Origin of the sequence: Oceanotoga sp., assembly GCF_030445905.1 — a bacterium.
Taxonomy (GTDB): domain Bacteria; phylum Thermotogota; class Thermotogae; order Petrotogales; family Petrotogaceae; genus Oceanotoga; species Oceanotoga teriensis.
Genome location: NZ_JASUSU010000030.1, coordinates 1 through 23427, shown reverse-complemented (window position 1 = coordinate 23427; position 23427 = coordinate 1). Strand labels below are relative to the sequence as shown.

Sequence of the window (23427 nt, the reverse complement as noted above, 5' to 3'; positions counted from 1 at the left end):
AGAGTTTCCAATTAACTTGGAAACTCTTTTTATAAAATATAAAAAATATATATCGCATATAAGGATATGAATATAAAACCTTCAACTTTAGAAATTTTTTTATCATTTATTGAGAATATGAATAAAATAAAAGTTATACCAATTGAGATTATTGTATCTGATATCAAGTTAAAATTTACTGATGAAATTGAAGAAGCAATTCCAAGAACAAACAATATATTGAAGATATTACTACCCAGTATATTTCCAACAGCTATATCATTCTGACCTTTTAGAGCTGCAACTATAGAAGTTACCAGTTCTGGAAGAGATGTTCCTATAGAAACTATTGTCAAACCTATAATTTTTTCAGATATTCCAATATTTTTTGCTATGATAACCGCATTATCTACTGTAAATTTACTTCCAAATATTATACATACTAAACCTATAATAGTAAAAATTAGACTTTTGATGATACTATATTGTTTTATTTCTTCTTGATTATTATCTTCTTTTGATATTTCAAATAAATAATTTATGAATATGATCATGAATAATAAAAGAATTAAACCATCAGTTCTTGATATTATTCCATCTATACCCATTAAAAGCATTACTAAAGATATTAAAAACAAAAATGGAATTTCTTTTTTTATAGTATTTTGTTTTATATTTAATGGTTTTATAAAAGCTGTTATTCCAAGTATTAATAGAATGTTTAAGATATTACTGCCAAGAACATTAGAAGCAGCTATATCACTGTTCCCCTGAATTGCTGCTATAGTACTAACAAAAGCTTCAGGAGCACTTGTACCAATAGCTGCAATTGTAAGTCCTATTATTATAGGCGGTATTTTAAATGAATAAGCTAATGAAGAAGAACCATCTACAAATTTATTGGCACCAAAAACTAAAAGTATAAAACCAAAGATTAGCAATATAAAAGGTATCAATTTATCCCTCCATTAATAAAAAAGTATTTAAATTTATTATACAGTAATTTCATTAATTAAATACCATTTAACATTAAATTATGATAAAAAAATAAGCCAAAAGGCTTATTTTTTTATATTTTTCTTATCATCTCTTCAAATATATGTCTCATATCTTCTTTATCTATTCTATCAAAAGCTTCTGCATATGATTCAATTCTTTTTCTGGTTTTTTTTAACATGAGATACACCTCCCTCTTAGATGTGTCTTATGAATTCCCAAACAATTTCTCTATTAATATCAAGTCTATCCAATACTCTAATGTTTTTTCTTTTTTCTTTCATATCAATTCCTCCCTCTGTTTTTAACTTTCATAAGTATTATATCAATATTTTTAAATAAAGTCAAGCTAAAATTTAAAATAATTTATTTTATTTTTAATATTCTTTATTTTTTTTAATTTTTATTTTAAAAAAATTAAAAAATAGAATACAAAACTAAATAATTTTAATATTATTATAAATAATGAAGTTATCTTTTTGTCAAGCTTGAAAATAATTTAAAAATGTAAATATTATGAAACATTTGAAGTTAACTCCATAATAAAAGATAGTATTTCATCAGAAAATGAAATACTATCTTTTATTTTTTAATAGCTCTAAAGCTGTTAATAATCCAGTATAAGAATAATTTAAAAAATATATATTATATTTTTCAGGATTATATTTAAAATTTTTGAGGTTCTCATTGTATATTTTCAATTCTTCGAATTTAGCATTAAAAATTTTTTTATATTCTTCCCAAAGTTCTATATCACTTTTTAAGGGAATTTCTTCTATTAATCTTTTTATATTATTATCTTTAATCAAACCATATTTTTCTTCATACAATGATTTTATAAAAGGACTTCTAAATTCATTACTTAATTTTTGTTTTATTGTAGAAAAGTTGTATATAAAATCTTTTATATAGTTTTCTGAATGGTCTAAATTTATATTATTATATAATTTTTTTATACATTCTTCGATTTCTTCTTTTTTTGCATTTTTATCCATTAATTTTAAATGTATTAGTTTTCTTTTTGCATCATTTAAGTCCTGTTCTGATAATTCATCTTTTATAAATTCAATTTTTGTATTTTTTAATTTTTTAGTATTGTTTAAAGAATTTCCTATATCAATTTTCTGAATTTTTTTGAATTTTATTAATATTATTATATAGAAAATTATATCATTTATTGTCCAATCATAAGGTTTGTTTTTTAATGTTTCAAATAGATCAAATAAGGTATTTTCATTAAATAATCTCAAAGTTTTATATTCTATGGTATTTGTATTTATACATTCATTTTTAAAATATTCAGGATAATTCTTTATTATTGTTTGATTTTCATGATTTTTTATATATATTATATCTTTTTTCTTTTTTTGAGTATCAAGACTTTTTGAATAGGCTGTTTTATATACTAAATTATTTATAAAATTTAGAATTTCTTGTTCGAAATCTTTTTTTATAAAAAAACTTTTTTCTTTATAATAATATATTTCAGATGATTCAAAAAGTTTTTTAAGATTTTTTTCGATTTTATTTTCATAGTATTCTTTTATTTTTGATATATAATTAATTTCTTTTTCAATATTTGATTTTTCTTCAAAAATCAAAATTTTGGTGAGTTTGTTCAAATCTTTTTCAATATTTTTTTCTTTTTTTAGAATTATAAAGATTTCATCATCTGTTTCTAGAATTTTTTTATAATTTAATTGTTTTTTATCATTTAAAATAGTTATCATTATATTCTTTTTTTTGTTTAAAGTTGTTGGAGAATTGTTTATAATTAATTTCTTTTTTTTACCATTTTTTGAAGTATAATATAAATTTGAAAATATTTTTTCATAACTTTTTAAAAGAGTTTTCTCCTTTTTTTTCATTAATAAATATTCATCATTTATTTTATTTATTTTTTTATTTATTTTTAGTTCATAGTCATCAAATAAAATAATTTCTTTTTCTTTTAATATAATTAATTCTTCGGATTCAATTTTTTTTAGTTTTTTCATTATATCAATTTTATGATCTATTAGTTTTTTTGTTATATTATTTATAGTTAATTTAGTTAGGGTATCTATATTTAATTTATTATTGTATAGAATTAGAGTTTTCAATATATTTTTTTCTAATTCATCATCTCTATTCAAAATTTTTTTATATTTATCTGTATCTTTTATACTTTCAAAAAAATCGTATATACATATTTGCCTCGTTAAAATATCATTTTCAAATCTTTTTAAAGTTTCATAAATTATATTGATGAGACTTCTATTAGAAATATTTTGAATTATATTTGGAAGTATTTTTAAAATTTCGGGTTTTAAAGGATGAATTTGTTCAAAAAAATTTAAATTTATTTCATCTTTTAAGATTTCTAAATCTGAATTAATTATTATATTTGAATTGTATTTTTCATATAATCCTTTCATAGATATATTTTTCTTGAGAAGTCTTTTTATTATTACTTGTTCAATATCTTCATCTTTTATATGTATTATATTTTTAATTCTATCTGCAATACTTTTAATTTTTTCTATTTTATAAGGGTTTGATTGAGATATAAATATAATATATTTATCTTTTGATATTTCAAATTGATGTATTATTCCTTGTATTTCTAAAGAATTTAAATTAGATGATTTTATAAACTGTTCTATTTCATCTATTATTAATAAGAGTTTATTGTTTTTTATTAAAGAGTTTATAAAAGTATCTAAATTTCTTGTATTATCGGAAACATCATCAAATTTATTTTTTATATTTAAAGTATGAAGTAATTCATTTATTATTATTTGACTTAAATTTAATTTTGAATTTGCGTATAAAGAAAGATCTATTTTTACAACTATAAAGTTTTTATTTGATTTATCTATTAGACTTTTTAGCTTTTTAGATTTTATATTATTTTTGTATTCTACATTTAAACCAAATTCTAATATATAAGAAATTATTTTTGCAAAATGAGTTTTTCCAGAACCATAATTTCCATATATCCAATTTCCCACAATATTTGAATTCAATCCTTCAAAAATTTTTATCATTGAATTTTCAATATTTTCAGTAAAGATATAAGATTTTAAATTTTCTGTATCATATTCTTCTGAAAGTTTTATTATAGTTTCAATTTTATTATTAAAATTATAAGTTAATATGTCCTTTATTTTTTGCATCGTATCTCTCCTAATTTTATTTTTTCAGATATATTATACTATTTCAGGGCATATTTTGATATGTTTTTAATATTTATATGGAAAAAACCCGGAAAATTCCGGGTTTTATATTTTTAAAAAGTATTTTTCAATATAATCCCATCTTTGTTCATTATTCATTTCTGTTTCAAAGAATTCTGTCATTATATTTTTTTGTTTTTCAATGTTTTCTTTTAATTCTTTAGCTTTGGTAATTTTAAGTTCTTCTGGGAGTTCATCCATTTTTTCATATATTATTATACCATTTTGTTCGCCTTCGGTTTGTATTTCAGCCTGATGTAACATTTCAAGTATACTGGCAATTATTACAGATGGAGATGAATTTACATTTTGAATATCTATTATCATATCTCTTTCAAGTGTATCTTCTGAATAAGAATTTTCAAATATTTTTAATATATTCTCTCTTATATGAGGAGCTATATTTTTATTATATCTTAAATTGAGAAAATTATTTTTATTAAAGTATGCAAAAGGCATTTCATTTTCTTTATTATCTATAAAAAATGAAGAGAATATTCTGGTTATTTTTGAAGTTATTTCGGTTTTTGATTCATTTATCCATTCTAATTTATCATAATTTTCTCTTATATATTTTTTCAGATGATTTTCTACTGTTTGTTGTTTAACTTGACCACTTAATAGATTATCTTCTCTATCTTCTAATAAGAAAGCATTAAAAAAATCTATAACTTTTTCTAAGGTTTCTTTTGATTTTTCATAATCAAAAATTTTTAGTTTATAATATATTTTAGGTGAAACATTTTTACCAAAAAAATCTTCATTATTTCCCCAAAAAAAGTTATAAATGAATTTTTGATAAGATATATCCGGATAATTATTTTTTAGGAATTCCTTTACATCAAGTTCATAAAAATTTTGTAAAATTTTCTTTTCATTTCCCATATAGTTAAAATCATTTTTAAAAGTTTCATTTGGTATATGCTTTATTTCTTTTACTTTTTTTTCTACAATATCTGCATCATATTTTAAAATCCCAAAATATAATTTTTGATTTCCTTCAAATATTTTTTTTAAGATTTTTTTGTTGAAATTTCTTTCTAATTGCCTTTCTACAATAAAAAGGGCTGAACGACTTTTTTGTATGGATGATGAACTTGATTCACCATTAAAAAGATGAGATATATCTCCAGAAGAAATTCTGAATTGTTTGTTTTCTGTTTCTTCTGCTCTTTTTTTTATAGCTTTATATGTATGTTCTAATTGCCATTTTGCTGGAATTGCTGATTTTTCAAGTTTATTAGAATCTTTTATTGATTTTTCATTGTAAAAAACAGTTGCTTTTGATTTATCACCATCTCTACCACTTCTACCTATTTCTTGAATATAATCTATTAATGAGTTTGGTAGTTTGAAATGTATTACTTCTCTAACATCAGGTACATCTACACCCATTCCAAAAGCTTTTGTTGCTATTACAACTGTAAGATTTCCAGATTTGAATCTTTCTTGAATATTCTTCCTTTCATTGGATGAAGTATCGCCTGTTAAATATCCAACTTTTTGTAGCTCATATTGAATCTTTCTTTTAAATTGATATACATGACTTTTGAATGGACAATAAACTATTGTTTTTATTTTATTTTTTATATTATCTTTTATTCTTAGTATTATTTTTTCATAAAGATACTCAGTGAAAGATCCTTTTATATCATCTATTTTTATTATGTTAAAATCTATATTATCTCTTCTATAATTTGTTATTATAATTTCTGGATTTCTTAAGTTCAAATATTCTTTAATTTCATTTACAGTATCCAATTCGCCTTTATATATAGCAGTTGCAGTTAAAGCAAGTTTAACATATCTATGATTTGAAAGTTCTTGTAAATCTTCTAGATAATCTCCTAAATAACCATAATCTGCTCTAAATGTATTTCCCCAAGAATTTACGACATGAGCTTCATCTATTACGAATAGTCCTATTTGTCTGTTTTTAAATATTTCATTTACTGGATTATTAGCTAAAAATTCTGGTGATACATAAACTATAGAAGTTTTTCCAGATTGAATATTTTCATATATTATCTTTCTTTCTTCATAAGTTGTATCTGAATTTATTTTTTCCACAATATCCCCAAATTCTTTATTTGATTTTAATGTTTTTATCTGATCATTCATAAGTGTTTTTAAAGGGTCTATTATAATAGTCATTAAATTCATATCATGAAGAATTCTTCCAAGCATTTGATATATTAAAGATTTACCACCACCGGTTGAAGCTACGAACATCATATCTCTTGGAGTTTCTTCTGAATATAAAAGTTCATTTAAAACAAATTTAATTATATATTCCTGAGATATTTCTTCTTTTTTCAAATTTTCAGAGTATATTTCAAAACTTCTAAAATCTTCAAAATTAAAGTATTTTATCAACTTTTCTTTTAAATTCATATTTTCTATATTATTATTAAATTTCAAAGTTTTACCTCCCATTTTATATATTAATAGTTATTGTATTTATTTTTTGAATATTTTTTTCTATTCCATCATCGAAATTTATATTATCTATTTTTATCTTTTCAATATTCTTTTTAAATTCATTATATTGAGATATCAATTCTTCTTCTTTTTTTGTAATAGAAACTTTATTTTTTAATTTTTCAATAGATTCATTTATATATATTTTATTTATCATAGAAAGAGTATTTTTTTCAAAAGAAAAATAATATAAAAATATTGTTATATCTAGATTTTTATTTCCTATGGGAATTATTAAAGGTCTTTTTTTGTATAATTTTTTATGAAAAACCATAAAATCTGTTTTTAAGTAATTCACCAAGTTTTTTTCAAAAATATCTATGAATAAATCATTATTTAAAGATGTTTTTGATATTATATATTTTTCAATGGAGTCGATATCTTTTGTGTTTTTTTCAATACTACAAAAACCAAAATTTAAACTTTTTAAATATTTTATTATTAATTTATTTATTTCAAGAGATAATAAATTTTTTATTTCAAAAGATTTTTTTGATAATTTTTTTTGATTTTTGCAAATGATATTGTACACATTTATCGGATTTGTTTTACTTTTTATTGCACTATATTTTATAGAATTTATATAATCAGATCTAAATTTTTTTTCATAATTTTTAATTATAATGTCTTTTGAAAAATTTTTATTTTCATATTTTATATTTTTATGGATCAAATCTTCTAATTTTTCTAAATCATCTTCATGTATTTTAAATTCATTCAAATATTTTTTATTTATATAATTTTTAAATTTTGGTAGTTTAAAATTATCTATTACAGGATATTTAATGTATGAGAACCCTTCTGATGAATATATGTTTTGTAAATCTTTTTCATCAAGATTATACGATTCGAATATTATTTCATCTATTAAAGATTCACTTAAAGCCATATAAGAATCGAGAATATTTTTTTTATTTATAAAGGTTGAAAGTTCTTCATAGACATCATTTTTAAGGTTTAAATCATATTTATCATCATAATGAGATTCTATTGGAATATGTTCTGTATTTTGTTTCATTATTAATATATTTATTTTTGATAATAAAATTAATTTTTCTCTGATTTCATTATTTTTTAATAATTGGGGACTTATTGGTAGATTTTTTAAATCTCCAACTTCCAAATCAACACTTCCTGCTATGAATTTGTACAAATAAGAAGATAATTTTGAATTTAACAAAGCTAAGAATACGAATATATCTTCTTCATTTTTAAAAAACAAACTACTTCCTTTACAATCAAATATGTTGCCTTTCGGAAGATATCTAAATGTAGAGCCTTTAGATGTTGTCATTGAATATGTAATACCTTCTTTGAAATAGTATTTTTCATTTGGAAGATGATTACCATTTAATTTTAATTCCCTATAACTGTTCTCATCATAAGATATTAGCCACCAAAGATTTCCATACCATTTTTTATGAGGGCCACCTTTTACGTAATTTACCCATTTATCATTTAAATTTGCAATTTCCCAATTATATCTCAAGAATTTTTTATTGTTTCCAGTTGCTACTCCTTGTCTTATATCACATATATTTTTTAGAGGTTTGAATTTAAAAATATTTCTGAATTTGTTACTTATCCAGTATACAAAAGATAATGTTGGTATTTGTTTAAAATCACTTTGGCTTATCATATAACTATATAAATCTTCTTTTTTTAAGGCATCTTTTTTATTTTGAACATCTGTTAACTTTATAAATTTTGATTGTGAATTATCATTTTTTGATTTTTTTAATATATACATGGCAGTATCGACAAGGGCATAATCAAATACGCCACCTAAACCAAAATGTACAAATTTATCTATATGAGTATTTTTTATTATAAGATCTCTCGTATCTTTGTAAGAACTTATAAACATAAATGTTTGAGGAGTTATCATTCCAATATATCCATTGTTTTTTACCATTTCGATGTTTTTTGCTATATAGCAACTATATAAATTTTTCTTGAATTTAGCATAGTTATTTTTTATTAAATATTTTAATTCATCTGAATATTCTGATGAATCCGTATAAGGTGGATTCGAAAGTATAATATCATATTTTTGATTCAATATACTAAGACTTTTTCCCGTGTATAAAGAACCCAATAGTTTTAGTTTTTTATTCTTTATTTTATTTGGAGAGAGTATGTTTGGAGTTATATCTTCTGTATATCCGTCTTCAAAAGTTTTTATTTTTATAATTAAATTAGCTATTTGTACCGCTCTTTCATCAATATCAAAACCATAGAGGTTTTTTTCTACTATATTTTTTATAGTTTCATTTAAAGAATAGCCGTTTTCTAAGTATATTTCTTTCAGATATTCATAAGTTCTTATTAAAAAATGACCACTTCCACATGTTGGATCGTAAATTTTAATATTTTCTAAACTCATATTTTTATTTTCTTGTATATATTTTAATAAAGTATTTTCTATTAAATAGTTTATTATCCACTTTGGTGTATAAAATTGAGAATTTAAAGATATATAATTTAAATCATTTTTGTTTAGAGTATTTTCACGTATTTCATCATTATAAAATTGATAGGCCCAACCAAGGAAATCATCTTCATTCCAACAAGTTATTGTTTCAAGTATATCTAAAATTTTTATTATGGCATATCCACTGGGTAAAATTTCAATGTATTCATTAATACTATCTATATCTTTAAAAATAAAATTACATTCTTTTATGGCATCTTTATAAGCTTGTAAGACTATATCTTCAAATTTTTGATCATCTTCTTTTCTTATCAAATTATAATAATTTGAATCTTTTTTTAAGTATTCTTCTGCAAGTATAAATTTTTCTTGTAGTATTTTTATACAGAGTATAATATTTGTGTGAGTAAATGTATATTCATTGATATAATTTTCTCTTCTTTTTATTTTCTCATCATATATCGAAAGAGTTTGTTCTATGTCATTTTTTAATATATTTTTTATTTGGTTTATTTGTTTATTTATTTTTAAACTCATCATTTCCTCCGATACTAAAAATCCGGCATATTATACTGCCGGATTTATTTTTTTATAGAAAATTTATCTATGATTTCATTTATAGGAGTTATTTCATAAGGATATAAAGGATCTTCAACTTTACCAACAGCATATACTGTAAAATCTATTCTATCTTGATATACATTAACTTCTACAAAATTTAGTTTCTTCAATTCATGCATTACATGCCAATCAAGAGGTTTTGCATTATGCTTTTGATTTAATTTTGCTCCACCGCCTCCAGAGGTTATATACATTATATTATCTTTATAATGTCTTTCATAAGCATGTAAATGACCATTGAATACAGCATCAACACCATATTTTATGAACAATGGCTCCCAATATTTTCTATTATAATGGCCTTCGGGTAAATTTTCTTCCATAGGTCCATATTCTGTTCCGGTAGTCCAGAAAGGATGATGATATGCAACAAATATAAAATCTTTATTTTTATTTGTTTTTAAATCATTTTCAAGCCAAGATAATTGCTCTTTAAATTTAGGATTTGTTTCTACTACATTTGAATCCAATATTATAAAATGTGAGTTACCATAATCAAATGAATACCATTGATTTTTATAATCACCGCCACCTTCGGGATGTGAAAAAGCTTTATAATATAAAAGATCGTTATATTCATGATTTCCCAAAGCTGTATAATAAGGTATCTTTGATATTAAAGGATTGGCTGCTTTAAAAAAACCTTGCCACATTTTTTCATCATGACCTTTTTCAACATTATCCCCTGGCTTTACTATAAACTCTGGATTTATTCCAGAATTTACTATGCTATTGACAACATATTCATGTCTTTTATCAAATATTTGTGTGTCTCCATATACTATAAAAGTATAGTTTGAGATAATTGATGGTTTAGTTTTAAAAGTTTTTATAGCTGAAAAAATTTCATTTTTTGTAAAAGTATCTTTTATATTCACTATATAGTTATATTCTTGATTTGGCTCTAAATCTTTAACTTCTACATGATTTATTAGATTAGGCGTATTTATTTCATATGTTTTTATTTTTTTATTATTTGAATAGATATTTAATTGTGATTTTGCAGGAAATTCAGTTTTAAAGTTTATAGTTATTCCATCTTTTGTTTGATTAGTTAAATAAGGTTGATACAAAAATCTATTTTCTGATAAATTTAAATCTATTTCAAAAAATTTTTTTAAAGCTACTTTATCAGATTTTAATTCTCCGATTTCAACTTGTGTAAAATATTCGTTTTTATCGGTATAAAAATTTATAATCCCATTTTCATCAGTAAATCCAAAAGAAATTAAAGTCCCTATTTCGTTTTCTCTCAAATAAACAGGCAAGAGTCCAGCTTTTTTACCTGTGTTTAAACTTATCTTGCCCTTATAAGTATCATAAGTAATTTTATTTTTTTCATAATAAAATTTTTGAATATCAGCAATATTTTTTTCTACTCTTATAAATCTTGTGAAAGTAAATTCTTCCATAGGATTTATTTTTTTATATGCTGGAGATGAAAATAATCTATTATTGTTTATAACAAGTTTTTTAATATCTCCAGTTGTTTCTGGAAAATATCCAATTGCATAAACACCATTTTGCATCATAAAAATTAAGTCATCGTTTATTCTCGAAGATGTATAGTATGGCATCTCTTTTTGATAATCTATAGTTTCCGTAAATTTTAAAAGTTGTGACTTATTAGATATATTTTTTATTTTTGTTTTAATCCATAAATCGCTATCTGTCATGTAGTATACAGTTTCTGTATAATAAGTTGAATTTTTTGATATTACTTTTATACCCTCTTTTACATTTTCGATCTTAGTTATTTCAAGATCATTTTTTGAGATAAAGTAATTATGATTATTGAATAGATCTTTTTCTGAGGCATTGGCTCTGAAATTTTTTATGAAACCAGGTTGTTCAGAGTCTATTCCGCCTATTACAACTGTAAACTTCTCATTTTGTAAAAAATAATTTCCAGTATTTAATAACTCACCCTTAGTGGTTATAGAAAAAGATATAACAGAAATTACTAAAATGACTGCCATTAAAAGTATTTTCTTCATTTATAACCCCCCATATAATTTATTTTTATTTCCAATATATTATACTATATATATATTTATATAACATTAATTTCTATTGCTTATTTTAAAATAATTTTATAAGATTTTTCATCTATACTTTTAATTTTTGAATTTGGATAAAAATATATTGAGGCTAAATATATATGACTTATAACTATACCTAAGTCTATATAATTTATATTTCTTATATTATTTTTATTAAATTTGATATTGATTTCATCTGGAGTATAGACTTCAAAGTACCAAGGTTGTTTGTTTACTGCTGAAGGGGCCCATCTTCCAGCTTCGATTATTTTCATTATCTGTGGAGTTTGAATGGATTTTATTTTTGCTATTTCATTTATGCTTTTTCTTTTTTGAGATTTTAAAAAGAAATTCAAGATTTTTGGGTTTTTATTCTCAGATTTTCCAAAAAACAATGTTGCTGGAGAATTTTCTTCTTTTTTTGTAGCATTCCATAAAGTGTCATATCCATATTTTGTAAGACTTAAAATTATTATTTCACCATAAAATCCGTAAGATACATAATCTTCCAAATTGCATTTTGAAAAAATTTTACCAGTTGAAAAATTACTGTTAGAATAATTCCAATTTAAACTTTTAAACGGAGTTATATTTGGAATACCTTCTAATATTTTTTCAATATTTATTGTATCATCTTTTTTAAGGGGTTTTTGCAAATATTTTCTGGTTGATTTTCTTTTTTCTATCAAATCGAATATTTCATTTTCAAACATAATTATCACCTTTTTTAGAAATTTTAAGAATTTTATTATATTATAATTATATTTCACAATATAAAAAGAATATTAAAGATATTTAAAGATTGTTTTGGATTAATAATATGATATCATAATTATGAAGTGAATTTTTTAATTTAAAAATTAATTATACGACAACGATTTCATTTTATACAAAATTAAGGAGGAGATAAAATGAACGTTTTTATAATAACTGGTGCATCAAGAGGGTTAGGCGAATCAATAGTAAAAAATCTTATGAAAAATGAAAATGAAATAATATGTATATCTCGAACAGTTAATAAAGATATAATAGAATTGGCACATGAAAAAAATGTGCGTGTTGAATATATAGATTTTGATTTAAATGATATTTATAGAATAGAAGAGTTATTTGAAGAGATATTTGAAAAAATAGAAATATCTAAAACAGAAAATTTATATTTAATAAACAATGCAGGAGTTATAGTTCCTATAAAACCTATGGGAAAGATAGAAAATGAAGAGATTATAGATAATGTTAAAGTCAATATGATAGCACCTATTTTGATGACAAATGTATTTTTGAAAAAAACAAAAGAAATATATATAAATAAAGTTGTTTTAAACATATCTTCTGGAGCAGCTGTAAAACCAGTTTATGGTTGGGGTGCATATTGTTCCTCCAAATCTGGATTGAATATGTTTTCTCAAGTTTCAGCTTTAGAGCAGGAAAAAATAGGAACGAATACAAAAATAATTTCATTTGCACCTGGAGTTGTAGATACTTCTATGCAACATAAAATAAGAAATTCTAGAGAAAAAGATTTTATAGATGTAAAAAAGTTTATAGATTTGAAAAATAATGGTATACTTTTAACACCAGGAATGGTAGCTTCAAAAATAGTAGAACTTTTAATAGAAGATGAACTTGAAAATGGGGGAGTATATCATATAAATGATTTTCTTCAATGAAGCCATTAATAAATGGCTTTTTCTTATTTAAAAGCAGGAGGTTATAAAATGATAGGACTTATATGTGAATCTGCTACAGATACTCCATTTGAAGTGCTTGAAAAGGACTATGTTAGATGGGTATCTCTTAGAGTGATCTTAGGAGAAAAAGAGTATAGAGATGTTTTGGAGATAAGTCAATTAGAAGTTCTTAAATTTATGGAAACAGACATTCCAAAAACATCTTTACCGAATTATAAAGATACTTATGATGCCTTTGAAGATCTTATAAAAAAGGGGTATGAAGAAATTTTTGCTGTTACAATATCTTCTGGAATAAGTGGAACATATAATTTATTTGAAAATATTGCATTAGAAATGAGAAAAAAGTATTCTGTTAAAATAAAGATCATAGATTCAAAAAATATTTCTATAGGAGCGGGAGTAATAGTTTATAGGATTTCTGAATTAATAGATATGGGAAAAGACTTTGAATATATACAAAATGAGATGGAGAAAATTGTAGGAGAAAAAACTAATGTATTTTTTCTCGTTCCAACATTAAAGTATTTGAAAGCAAATGGGAGAATAGGGAAAGTTTCGGCTTCTATAGGAACATTTTTAAACATAAAACCAATAATATCTGTTAATAAAGAAGGTATGTATTTTGATGTAGCAAAATCAAGGGGAATGAAAAGATCTGTTGAAAAACTTTTAGAAGTTTTTCAAAAATGGGTTGGAAATAAAAAAATAAATGCTGTTGGAATATATAAATCAGGAAATTCTGATCAGACGAATGAATATGTTCAACAAGTAATAGATGAAATAAATAAAATGAATCCAAATAAAGTATTTGTTGGAGATATATCTTCTGTTGCATTGGTACATACTGGAGACGGGCTTGTTGGTATAGCTGCAATATTGTATTAAAATTTTAAAAATTAACCAATTGTTTTATTTATTTATATATATATGAATTCTATTTTTAACTATTTTATGTTTTATTTGTTATTTCTTACAAAAGTTGTATAAGTCCGATTAAAGCTTGATTTTAATGATTAAATATGATAAAATTTCAATATAAAGTTTTTATATACATTTCCTAGGGGGTGTTTTAATGAATAAGAAAGAACTTATTTCCGCATTGGCTGAAAAAATTGGAGTATCAAAAAAAGACGCTGGAACATATTTAGATTCATTTGTAGAGATTGTATCTGAATCTTTAGAAAATGGAGAAGAAGTTAAATTAGTTGGTTTTGGAACTTTCTCTGTATCTGAAAGAAAAGCAAGAAAGGGAGTTAATCCTCAAACAAAAAAACCAATAGAAATTCCAGCAAGAAAAGTACCTAAGTTTAGACCAGGTAATGAATTAAAAGAAAGAGTAAAGTAATATATAAAGGTAAGGAGGAGAAAACCTCCTTATTTTTTTATATAAATTTGACAATATATATATGAATTTTTAATCATTTTTATGTAGACTTATATGATACGATTCGTAAATTAGGAGGGATAAAATGAAAGAAGTAGACAAAATAGATTTTTTTACATTAAATGATGAAGAAGGAAATGAACACCATTTCATGTATATAGATACTATTGAAGTTGATGGTAAAAATTATTGGATATGTGATGAAGCTTTTCCAGATGAAAATGGTGAAGAAATAGTTATAGGTGATTCTGTAGTATTTAGAATACAATCAGATGGTGAAGATACAGTTCTTGAATCTATAGAAGATGAAGAAGAATATGAAAAAGTATGTAATATTTGGGAGAAACAAATTGAAGAAATAGACTTTGAAGAGGGAGATTTTGATCTTCTCGAAGTTGAAGAAAAAGAGGAAGAATAAATTATTTGAAGGCATTACATTATGTAATGCCTTTTTTATTTGTAAATATATATAAGAAGATTACGAAGATTATGATACAATTAATTTTAGAACTATATTATAATATGATATTTTTTTGGTGGTGATGTATTTGGCTAAATATAATAAAGCTTTATTTATAATCATTATTATTATATTTTATAGTATTTTATTTTCAGAGAATTATAATGTTATAATATCAGATTATTATCCTGATGTTTTTTATATTGAAGGAAATAGAATTGGATTTGCAATAGATCTTTTAAATGAAATTGAAAATAAAACATCACTTACATTCAACATAGAAAGTTATGATTGGATTGAAGCTTATAAAAAATTTATGGAAGATGATAAATATGATGTTTTAGGTTTTATAGTTCCAAATGAATATAGAAAAGAAATGTTTGATTTTTATACTCCTGTTCATACGATTACTTCATTTTTAATGACTTTAAATGATGATGAAATTGATTATGAAAATTTAAAAGATGAAAAAATTTCTGTGATAAAAGACAGTTTTTTATACGAAGAATTAAAAAAAAGAGGATTTAAAAATATTGTTGAAGTTAATAGTAATGAAAAAGCTTTGGAGTATTTAATATTAAAAAAAGTTAGAGCTTGTGCAATCGAAGATGAAAGGACTATAGAAAAATATATTATAGAAAACGATTATAGATATAAACTTAGATATTTAGAAGAATTAAATACATATCCTATTACTTTTGTGAGTAAAAAAGGTAAAAAAATAAAAATATTTGATCAAGAGTTAAAAAAAATTTTAAAAAGTGAAGAATATTATGAAATATTTAGAAAATGGCTTGGAATAGATTATTCGATGGCTTTGGAAACACAAGAAAAAGTAAAAGTGTATTATTTTATATTTTTAATAATAACTTCTGTAATAATTATAATATTAGTGCTTTTATTCATAAAATTAAAAAATACAAACAATAAAATACTCAATAAAAATAAAATGATAACAGAAAGCCTTATAAGAGAAAAAGAATTGAAAGAACAAATGAATATATACTCAGAAAGATTGAAAAATATATATAAAATTTTTTATAATTTTGATTATAAAAAAAATATAGATCTCATACTTGATTATTCTATAAAAGAAATGGTTAAATTAGTTCCTGAAGCTGAAAAAGGTTCAATAGCCCTCATAAAAAATAATATTTGGAAGATAAAAGCTGTCAGTGGATTTCCAAATAAAGCACTTGAAGCTTGGATGCCAGTTGAATCAGCTGTAAAAGTTAGCAATCATGTTAAACAAATTAACAATTTAAAAAGATATAATAATAGTCAAAACATACCTTTAGAAACTGAAAATATATTCAAAGAAATAGGCTCTTATGATATTAAATCTACTATTTTCATAGATCTTTTAGATGATAATAAGTTTATAGGTTCTATTTCCTTAAATTCTAATGAAGATATAGAATTTTCACAAGATTCCAAAGAATATCTTGAAATTTTTTCTAAGTTTATAGAAATATTTTTAAACTTAAAAAGGAGAGAGGAGCAAACATTACAAGCATACAAATATTCTCTAAAAAAACTCACCATAGTAGCAGAAAAATTTGATTATGAAACTTCTGAACATATGGGAAGAATATCATTTTTGAGTTATGAACTTTCTAAAGAGATGAATTTTGAAGAAGAATTTTGTAAAAAGATAAGGGAATATTCATTTTATCATGATATAGGAAAAATATTAATACCTATAGATTATTTAAGAAAGGATGGCAAGTTGAACTCTGATGAATGGGAAATTATAAAAAATCATACAATTTATGGAGCGAATATAATAGGTAATTCAGAAATGTTAAAAATAGCTAAAAATATTGCTTTATTTCATCATGAAAAGATGGATGGTACAGGTTATCCAATAGGATTGATGGGAGAAGAAATACCTATTGAAGCAAGAATAGTATCTGTTGTAGATGTATACGATGCTTTAAGATCCAAAAGACCTTATAAAGAAGCATTTAGTCATGAAAAAAGTATAGATATACTCATTAATGGTGATGAAAGGACTAAACCAGAACATTTTGATAAAAAAATTTTAGAAAAGTTTATTGATATAATAGAAAAAAACAAAGATTTATATGATAAAAAAGAGTAGAAAAGGGGACTTTACCATAGGGATTTATAATTCTAAAAAAATGGCATGGTCGGTTTATATATCGGCTATGCCGTTTTGCTTTCTGTATTAGGAAGTTCTATAGCACCGATGCAGTTATAGTATATCCTTATTTTCTGCTGTCTTTTGCCATTAACTTTCTCAGCTTTAAAGACGATTATCTTGTCCACAAATTCCCTAATAATTTCAGCATCTAGCTTTTTAATTTCGGTGTACTTTTTCACTAGCTTTAGAAAATTGTCTGTATTCAAAGCTTGGTCTTTGACAAACTTTAATTTTTCACTAAGAAATTCTACTTTCTCTTTTAGTTCTTCCTGTTCATTTTCATAGTCAGAAGACATCTTAATAAACCTATCTTCTGTTAGCTTACCAAAGACATGATCTTCATAGAGCTTGCCAATAATAGTATCAAGGGCAGAGATTCTGTTTACAGCTTCATCTAGCTCCTTTTGATTTTGCCTTTGCTCCTTAAGCAAATTCTTCTCAGTTTTATTCATAACCAATTTTACAAATTCAGCTTCGTGATTTTTAGCAAAGGCTACTATCTTTTGCAAGTCCTCAAGTAGTAACTCTTCCACAATTATATTTCTTATCTGGTGAGAAGAACAGCCACCTTTAACCTTACGATAGGTAGAGCAGACAAAATGCTCTCTTTCTTTAGGTATGGTTTTGCCTCTTACTTGATAGAGTTTCTTACCACAATCAGCACAAAACATCATTCCAGATAAGATACCCATTTCACCAAGCCTTGAAGGCCTGCGCTTGCCTTCTCTAATCTTTTGAACTGTCTTCCATGTGCTTTCATCTATTATAGCTTCATGGGTGTTTTCAAAGATAAGCCAATCCTCTGGGTCATTGTCAATTGTCACATTACTTTTATAAGACTTTTTACTGGTCTTAAAATTGGCTGTATGACCTAAATACTCAATCCTTGAGAGAATATCAGCCACACTTCGAGCGTTCCAAGCATAAGGGTTTTTAGGTGGTCTAGCTGGGTGTTTAAAACCCATGTTCCTTATGTGAACTGAAGGAACGCAGATAGATCTTTCTTCTAGCTTTCTAGCTATTTGTGTTGGTCCAAAGCCAGACATACAAAGTTTAAATATTTCTTTTATAACTTCAGCTGCTTCTTCATCAACTATCCATTTGTTCTTATCCTCGCTACTTTTTAGATAACCATAGGGAGGGTTAGTAGCTAGAGGCTTTCCTGCTTCACCTTTTGCCTTAAATACAGCTTTTATTTTCTTGCTAGTATCTTTTGCATACCATTCATTAATGATATTCAAAAAGGGAGTAAAATCGCTATCCTCTTGATTAGCACTGTCAATCCCATTGTTTATGGCTATAAATCTAACGTCAGCTTCGGGAAAAATTATCTCGGTATAATAGCCAACCTTTAGATAATCTCTTCCAAAACGAGACATATCTTTAATAATAACAGTTTCTACTTTCCCAGCTTCTATATCATTAATCATACGATTAAAATCTGGCCTATCAAAAGTAGTGCCACTAAAGCCATCATCTATATAGAATACTGTGTTTTTCAAGCCATTATCATCTGCATACTTTTGTAAAATCGCCTTCTGATTTTTGATACTATTACTATCACCAGATAATTCATCATCTCTTGATAGTCTGCAGTAAAGGGCTGTAATTTTATTACCAGTGCTAACCATATGTGTCTTTACCTTATTTAACTGTCTAAACATTTTATCCATTCTTTCCGACAGCCTTCAAGCGGTTAGCACTGTGTATATTACAATACTATCCCTGACTAGTCGAGCTAATTTTCTTATATCTTTCTAAACTATTTCTTGCTTTTTCTAGTTCCTTAGCATTACTTGAAATTAACCTTTCAATTTTAGAATAGGGAGTTTCTTTAGCCTCTTCACACTCCCCAGATTCAACTATATAAGTAGTACCAGCTATTTCTTTTTTGCTAGTCCTAAATTTCTCATCTTTAATCACAAAACCACTCCTTCCTTTTAAAGAGTTAGGCACTGAGCCCAGATTTGGGTTCAGTGCCTAGGAATAATTTATACATATACATCTTTAGCTATTGCTCATTTTTGAGCTAAAGGGTTCGTATGTTTTTAAGCCATCTTAATTGTTTTAACTGCCTCTGGTCTTATAAGCTTACCGTCAACTCTCTCATAGCCTATAAAGCCCACTTGACCTTGATTTTTGTATAGTTCGCTTAATACCTGTATAGCTAAAGGCTTTCTTTCAATTACCCAGTAGAAGGATAAATCTCCAAAGATAATAGGCTGTTTGCCAGATTCAATACTTGGCATATAGGGAGATGTAATAACTTCTTTACCAAAGATCGTATCATTATTAGAGTTCCATAAATAGTTACCATCATCATCTTTTAATGTTCTAAGATAAAAAGCTGTTTCATCATTCATAATGAACACTGCATCTTTTCTATATTCTGCTTCTATCGAAAAGTACAGTTCTACAATTTCATCATAAGAAAGTGTATTAGTTTCCTTAGCATTTATTGATTCACTGATAGATAAGATGCCTGTAGGCTCTGTTGTTCCATTACCATTGATGAATAAATCTTCTTCAGCTCTACCAAATCTTCTAGCAAAATCTGTAGTTAGATATTTTTCTAGATTAAAGTCATTATCGGATACAAATGATTCCTTAAGCTTTGCTATACTAGCAATCTTATATGACCTTACAGGAAACTGAGTGAATTTATCTCCATCCTCTGGGATAAGATTTCCTTCCTCTACAACCCCAGCACTGCCTGTAGAAGTAGTAGCATGAACTGTTCCTTCAAGATTTGTTAGGCTAAGAACAGTTACAAGTCTTCTAAAAAGATTATCTCTTTCTAGAGCCTTGTAGAATTTGTCTAGGCTGTCATTAGGAAGCTGGTAACCTCCATCTATCTGCCCATCTTTTAAATCATCATGATTTATTAAAGTGCCTCTCATTTTACTCCAAAATGCTTGATTATAAATTCTTGTATTTAACATATAAATTTCCTCCATTTAATTATTATTTAGGCCTAGGCCTATTACCTTGTTTGAAACTGCGTTTTTTTACACGATGCCCCACGCCGCTGTCCGTCTTTAAAAGTTCTAAAGATTTACTAGCCCCTACCCCTAATACCTTCACATATGACACACTTAAAGACTTGAGTGTTGTCATTGTTAAATGAAGAATGAATAGGCACCATTTTGCTTATGCACTTAGGACAACAAACATGAAGGCTTTCTAAGTCTGTGTAGTTATTAGAATTTGCACGATGAACTCTTGCTCTATGGTCATCATGGACTGTCATGTAATAGTCACAACCACACTCATGATCGATTCTCAATGCATTACCATAGAAATGTCTAGGCTTTAATCTTCCACCTTCTCTTACCAGTTTGAATGAACTCATGGTTTTCCTCCTTTCTATTCCACAATAAAAAGCCTTAAAAACAAGGCTTTAGTTTTTGTAGCCACTTGTAGCAGGAAAAAGTAGAGCTTTCATATATTGCTTTCTTATAAGGAAATTACCTTTTTACCTGCTACATCTGCTACATTTTCTTTTACTTTAAAAAATCTGTAAAATCATCATTTAACTTGTAGCCTATTAATAGTGTGGTCATGCCTCCACCAGCCTTTGGTCTCTTCCTAGCAATTCTTCCTATACTAGCTAGAGAAGATTTAAAGTTCCTAGCGTTTTCTGTATAGTAGCCATTATCCCTACACCAGTTTTGATAAGCAAAATAAAGAGCGGATGTCCGTTCTTCTGCATTAGCATCTTTGGTAAGCCTTTCTTCAACAAATAGTCCTATCTTGTCATTTTCCTTATGGTAATCAAGAGTAGCCTGTCTAACAGTAGCAGGAACTTTAAAACCATCTGTTTGAATTTTTCTGTAGCCCTTAATAACCCAATTTAAAATACCGCTTAGGTTTTCTTCCTTTGAAAAGAGATTCTTTAGGTTCTTGTCCTGTTCCCATTCTTCAAAGTGCCTTTCAAAGGGAATGATCTTCACCCTTCCACTAGTTATGAGTGTCAAATCTGTTACCATAGGCAAATGATTAGTATTAATGAAAATCTTAAATTGTGGTCTAAAGTCAAAACTATTCTCATGAAGAAATCTGGCATTAATAGTGTCATTACCAGTAAGGCTCTTTAGTAGAGCTGCACTTAAAACTAACTTCTTATCTGGCTCACTTATATTGACAAATCTAGCACCTGCAAGTCTAGCCACATCTTCAGATGGAGCAGAGCCAGAAGAATTTATCTTCATACCTATTGTTTCTGGCCTACTAGTCCTACCATAGTCTCCACAAATATTTAGGAAGGTTTCCATGGATGTACCCTTGCCATTACGAGTAGTTGCTCCAAATAAAATAAACATACTTTCATAACGGGTATCACCAGTTAAAGCATATCCGAGGCTTTTCTGAAAAAACTCTGCCTTTTCTTTATCACCACACATAACCTCATCAACAAAATCTATCCAACGATTACATACAGCATTAGGGTCATAATTTACTCCTGCTATCTTTGTTATATAGTCACTGGCTTTATGGGGATAAAAGTTACCATCCTGTAAATTAAGAGTTCCATTTAAGCAGTTGAGCAGATATATATCCTTATCAAATTCAGACATGGATAAAGGGTAGACATCTCCAGCATCTCTTAAAATAATCTCTCTTGTTCTTCTTTCCTGCCACTTGCCAGCTGATTTTATATAGGTTTTTCTAAGGTTTTCATCTTTTATTGAAAGGGCATAGTACATGAGCTGATTAGCTAGATTCTTGCATGGTTTCATAACCTTTAAATTTCCTGTGTCGCTCCTCCAAGCTATTCCATCATATACAAACCATTTCTTTCTCTCTGGTACATACCTTGCTATAGACTTATAGAAGTCTGCAAAAAGATTACTGTTGCCAATATCGTTACTGTAATATCTAGGGTTCTTAAACGGCTCCAGTTTGCTTAAATCCATAAGCTTGTCTGCCATAAAGTCCTCACTAGCAGATGAATTCTTGCCCATAGGACTATAGGTTTCTTTTGTGTTAGCAATAGCTTTTTCTAAAGTTATCTGGCCATAAGTTGAGCCAGACTGTACTCTATGCCACTTATCACGCATTAGACCACTTTGCTGAAAGAGCCTATCCATCTGATTAATATCTCTACCACACCAGAAAGCTAAGATGGAGCATAGAGCAAGGTCAGCTTCACTCTGGGAAGGATAAGAACTTGTATCACCTTTCCATAGAGCATTAAACTTATTTCCTGTAGCTGATCCAGTTGCCTTTTCTATAACCGACTTGTCAGTTAGATAAGAGCTACTTTCTTTATTTGCTATGCCTGTATTAGTCTTTGGTCTTTGCATATACTTATCTAGCAAAACTTGAAGCTTGTCATTAGCTAGAAGGATCTTTCCTTGATTAATTACATTACCAGTAATAGTCACATATTTGTTAGTGCTACCTGCAACATAAACTTCTAAGCCCAGCTTTTGATTGTTGATATAATAGAGTCTCTTGTCATAAGAAAAGCCATCTATTAGAAAGATAATTCTTATTACTTTTCCAGATGGACTTCTCTCTATATATGAACCCTTAAAAATGTCCATTACATCTTTGGCTAAATCCGAGTAGTTACCACTAGCATCTATACAATTATCTATATCAATGGCAGATATCTTATTAAAGATACCAATACCTAGACCATCAAATTTATCTACTACATCAAGAGCATTCTTAAAATCTGTAAAGGTATTTACCTTATTCGCTTTAGCTCTTTTACCATTTGCTTGATAGGGGACTTTTCCTTTACCAGCTTCCTGTTTCCACACACAAAACCTAGCATTGTCTTTTAGATATTGTGGTAATTTTTCATATTTGTCTATCAGACTTTTCACCTCCTTTAATTAAAATAAAATAGTATCTTTCTAAATTCTAAAAACGTTTATTTAAAGTAATTTTAAACGATGTTAAAAGGGATATTTACCTCCATAGGTTATAATTAAATTGTT

Annotated in this window: 15 protein-coding genes; 5 read left to right on the top strand and 10 right to left on the bottom strand. The window is 25.8% G+C overall.

The genetic code is table 11. The features are described from left to right. Positions 1 to 29: 29 nt before the first annotated feature. The 6 genes from PWP28_RS09300 to PWP28_RS09275 form a co-directional block, all read right to left on the bottom strand. A complete protein-coding gene (locus PWP28_RS09300; RefSeq protein WP_206050590.1) occupies positions 30 to 935 on the bottom strand; it encodes a calcium/sodium antiporter in 906 nt (301 codons plus the stop codon). A 615-nt stretch (positions 936 to 1550) separates the two neighbouring features. Further along, entirely contained in the window at positions 1551 to 4133 is a 2583-nt protein-coding gene (locus tag PWP28_RS09295) for a hypothetical protein (protein ID WP_308644621.1), read from the bottom strand. 105 nt (positions 4134 to 4238) lie between these two features. Next, entirely contained in the window at positions 4239 to 6614 is a 2376-nt protein-coding gene (locus PWP28_RS09290; protein WP_264150514.1) for a RecQ family ATP-dependent DNA helicase, read from the bottom strand. 16 nt (positions 6615 to 6630) lie between these two features. After that, positions 6631 to 9645, bottom strand: coding sequence for an Eco57I restriction-modification methylase domain-containing protein (locus PWP28_RS09285; protein WP_308644620.1), 3015 nt, complete (start codon positions 9643 to 9645; stop codon positions 6631 to 6633). A gap of 44 nt (positions 9646 to 9689) precedes the next feature. After that, entirely contained in the window at positions 9690 to 11726 is a 2037-nt protein-coding gene (locus PWP28_RS09280) for a metallophosphoesterase family protein (protein ID WP_305081445.1), read from the bottom strand. An 80-nt stretch (positions 11727 to 11806) separates the two neighbouring features. Continuing rightward, entirely contained in the window at positions 11807 to 12484 is a 678-nt protein-coding gene (locus PWP28_RS09275) for a nitroreductase family protein (RefSeq protein WP_109605883.1), read from the bottom strand. A 198-nt stretch (positions 12485 to 12682) separates the two neighbouring features. On the opposite strand from PWP28_RS09275, the gene PWP28_RS09270 reads away from it, so the two are divergent. From PWP28_RS09270 to PWP28_RS09250, 5 genes are all read left to right on the top strand, one after another. After that, positions 12683 to 13441, top strand: coding sequence for a (S)-benzoin forming benzil reductase (locus PWP28_RS09270; protein WP_109605881.1), 759 nt, complete (start codon positions 12683 to 12685; stop codon positions 13439 to 13441). Between the two features lie 48 nt (positions 13442 to 13489). After that, complete coding sequence (locus tag PWP28_RS09265; RefSeq protein WP_158274885.1) at positions 13490 to 14350, top strand: DegV family protein; 861 nt, start codon at positions 13490 to 13492, stop codon at positions 14348 to 14350. Between the two features lie 163 nt (positions 14351 to 14513). After that, on the top strand, positions 14514 to 14810 hold the full coding sequence (locus tag PWP28_RS09260) for an HU family DNA-binding protein (protein ID WP_305081504.1): 297 nt from the start codon (positions 14514 to 14516) through the stop codon (positions 14808 to 14810). 124 nt (positions 14811 to 14934) lie between these two features. After that, positions 14935 to 15267 carry a DUF1292 domain-containing protein gene (locus PWP28_RS09255; protein WP_109605876.1) on the top strand — a complete coding sequence of 111 codons (333 nt, stop codon included), beginning with the start codon at positions 14935 to 14937 and terminating at the stop codon, positions 15265 to 15267. Positions 15268 to 15397: 130 nt separating this feature from the next. Beyond that, positions 15398 to 17413 carry an HD domain-containing phosphohydrolase gene (locus PWP28_RS09250; RefSeq protein WP_308644619.1) on the top strand — a complete coding sequence of 672 codons (2016 nt, stop codon included), beginning with the start codon at positions 15398 to 15400 and terminating at the stop codon, positions 17411 to 17413. 65 nt (positions 17414 to 17478) lie between these two features. Here PWP28_RS09250 and PWP28_RS09245 read toward each other — a convergent pair whose 3' ends face one another. The 4 genes from PWP28_RS09245 to PWP28_RS09230 all read right to left on the bottom strand — a co-directional run bounded on the left by PWP28_RS09245 (position 17479) and on the right by PWP28_RS09230 (position 23313). After that, the gene (locus tag PWP28_RS09245) at positions 17479 to 19140 is read right to left on the bottom strand and encodes a recombinase family protein (protein WP_308644618.1); all 1662 of its coding nucleotides are present in this window, start codon (positions 19138 to 19140) and stop codon (positions 17479 to 17481) included. 55 nt (positions 19141 to 19195) lie between these two features. Further along, positions 19196 to 19399, bottom strand: coding sequence for a hypothetical protein (locus PWP28_RS09240; RefSeq protein WP_041568917.1), 204 nt, complete (start codon positions 19397 to 19399; stop codon positions 19196 to 19198). Between the two features lie 125 nt (positions 19400 to 19524). After that, complete coding sequence (locus tag PWP28_RS09235; RefSeq protein ID WP_308644617.1) at positions 19525 to 20418, bottom strand: phage major capsid protein; 894 nt, start codon at positions 20416 to 20418, stop codon at positions 19525 to 19527. A 561-nt stretch (positions 20419 to 20979) separates the two neighbouring features. Then, complete coding sequence (locus tag PWP28_RS09230; protein WP_308644616.1) at positions 20980 to 23313, bottom strand: phage/plasmid primase, P4 family; 2334 nt, start codon at positions 23311 to 23313, stop codon at positions 20980 to 20982. Positions 23314 to 23427: the final 114 nt, after the last annotated feature.

What these genes read in the sequence shown, in the direction of transcription:
- PWP28_RS09295 (WP_308644621.1), bottom strand. Translation starts at nt 4,133, where the DNA reads ATGCAAAAAATAAAGGACATATTAACTTATAATTTTAATAATAAAATT.
- PWP28_RS09285 (WP_308644620.1), bottom strand. Translation starts at nt 9,645, where the DNA reads ATGAGTTTAAAAATAAATAAACAAATAAACCAAATAAAAAATATATTA.
- PWP28_RS09280 (WP_305081445.1), bottom strand. Translation starts at nt 11,726, where the DNA reads ATGAAGAAAATACTTTTAATGGCAGTCATTTTAGTAATTTCTGTTATA.
- PWP28_RS09275 (WP_109605883.1), bottom strand. Translation starts at nt 12,484, where the DNA reads ATGTTTGAAAATGAAATATTCGATTTGATAGAAAAAAGAAAATCAACC.
- PWP28_RS09270 (WP_109605881.1), top strand. Translation starts at nt 12,683, where the DNA reads ATGAACGTTTTTATAATAACTGGTGCATCAAGAGGGTTAGGCGAATCA.
- PWP28_RS09265 (WP_158274885.1), top strand. Translation starts at nt 13,490, where the DNA reads ATGATAGGACTTATATGTGAATCTGCTACAGATACTCCATTTGAAGTG.
- PWP28_RS09255 (WP_109605876.1), top strand. Translation starts at nt 14,935, where the DNA reads ATGAAAGAAGTAGACAAAATAGATTTTTTTACATTAAATGATGAAGAA.
- PWP28_RS09245 (WP_308644618.1), bottom strand. Translation starts at nt 19,140, where the DNA reads ATGTTTAGACAGTTAAATAAGGTAAAGACACATATGGTTAGCACTGGT.
- PWP28_RS09235 (WP_308644617.1), bottom strand. Translation starts at nt 20,418, where the DNA reads ATGTTAAATACAAGAATTTATAATCAAGCATTTTGGAGTAAAATGAGA.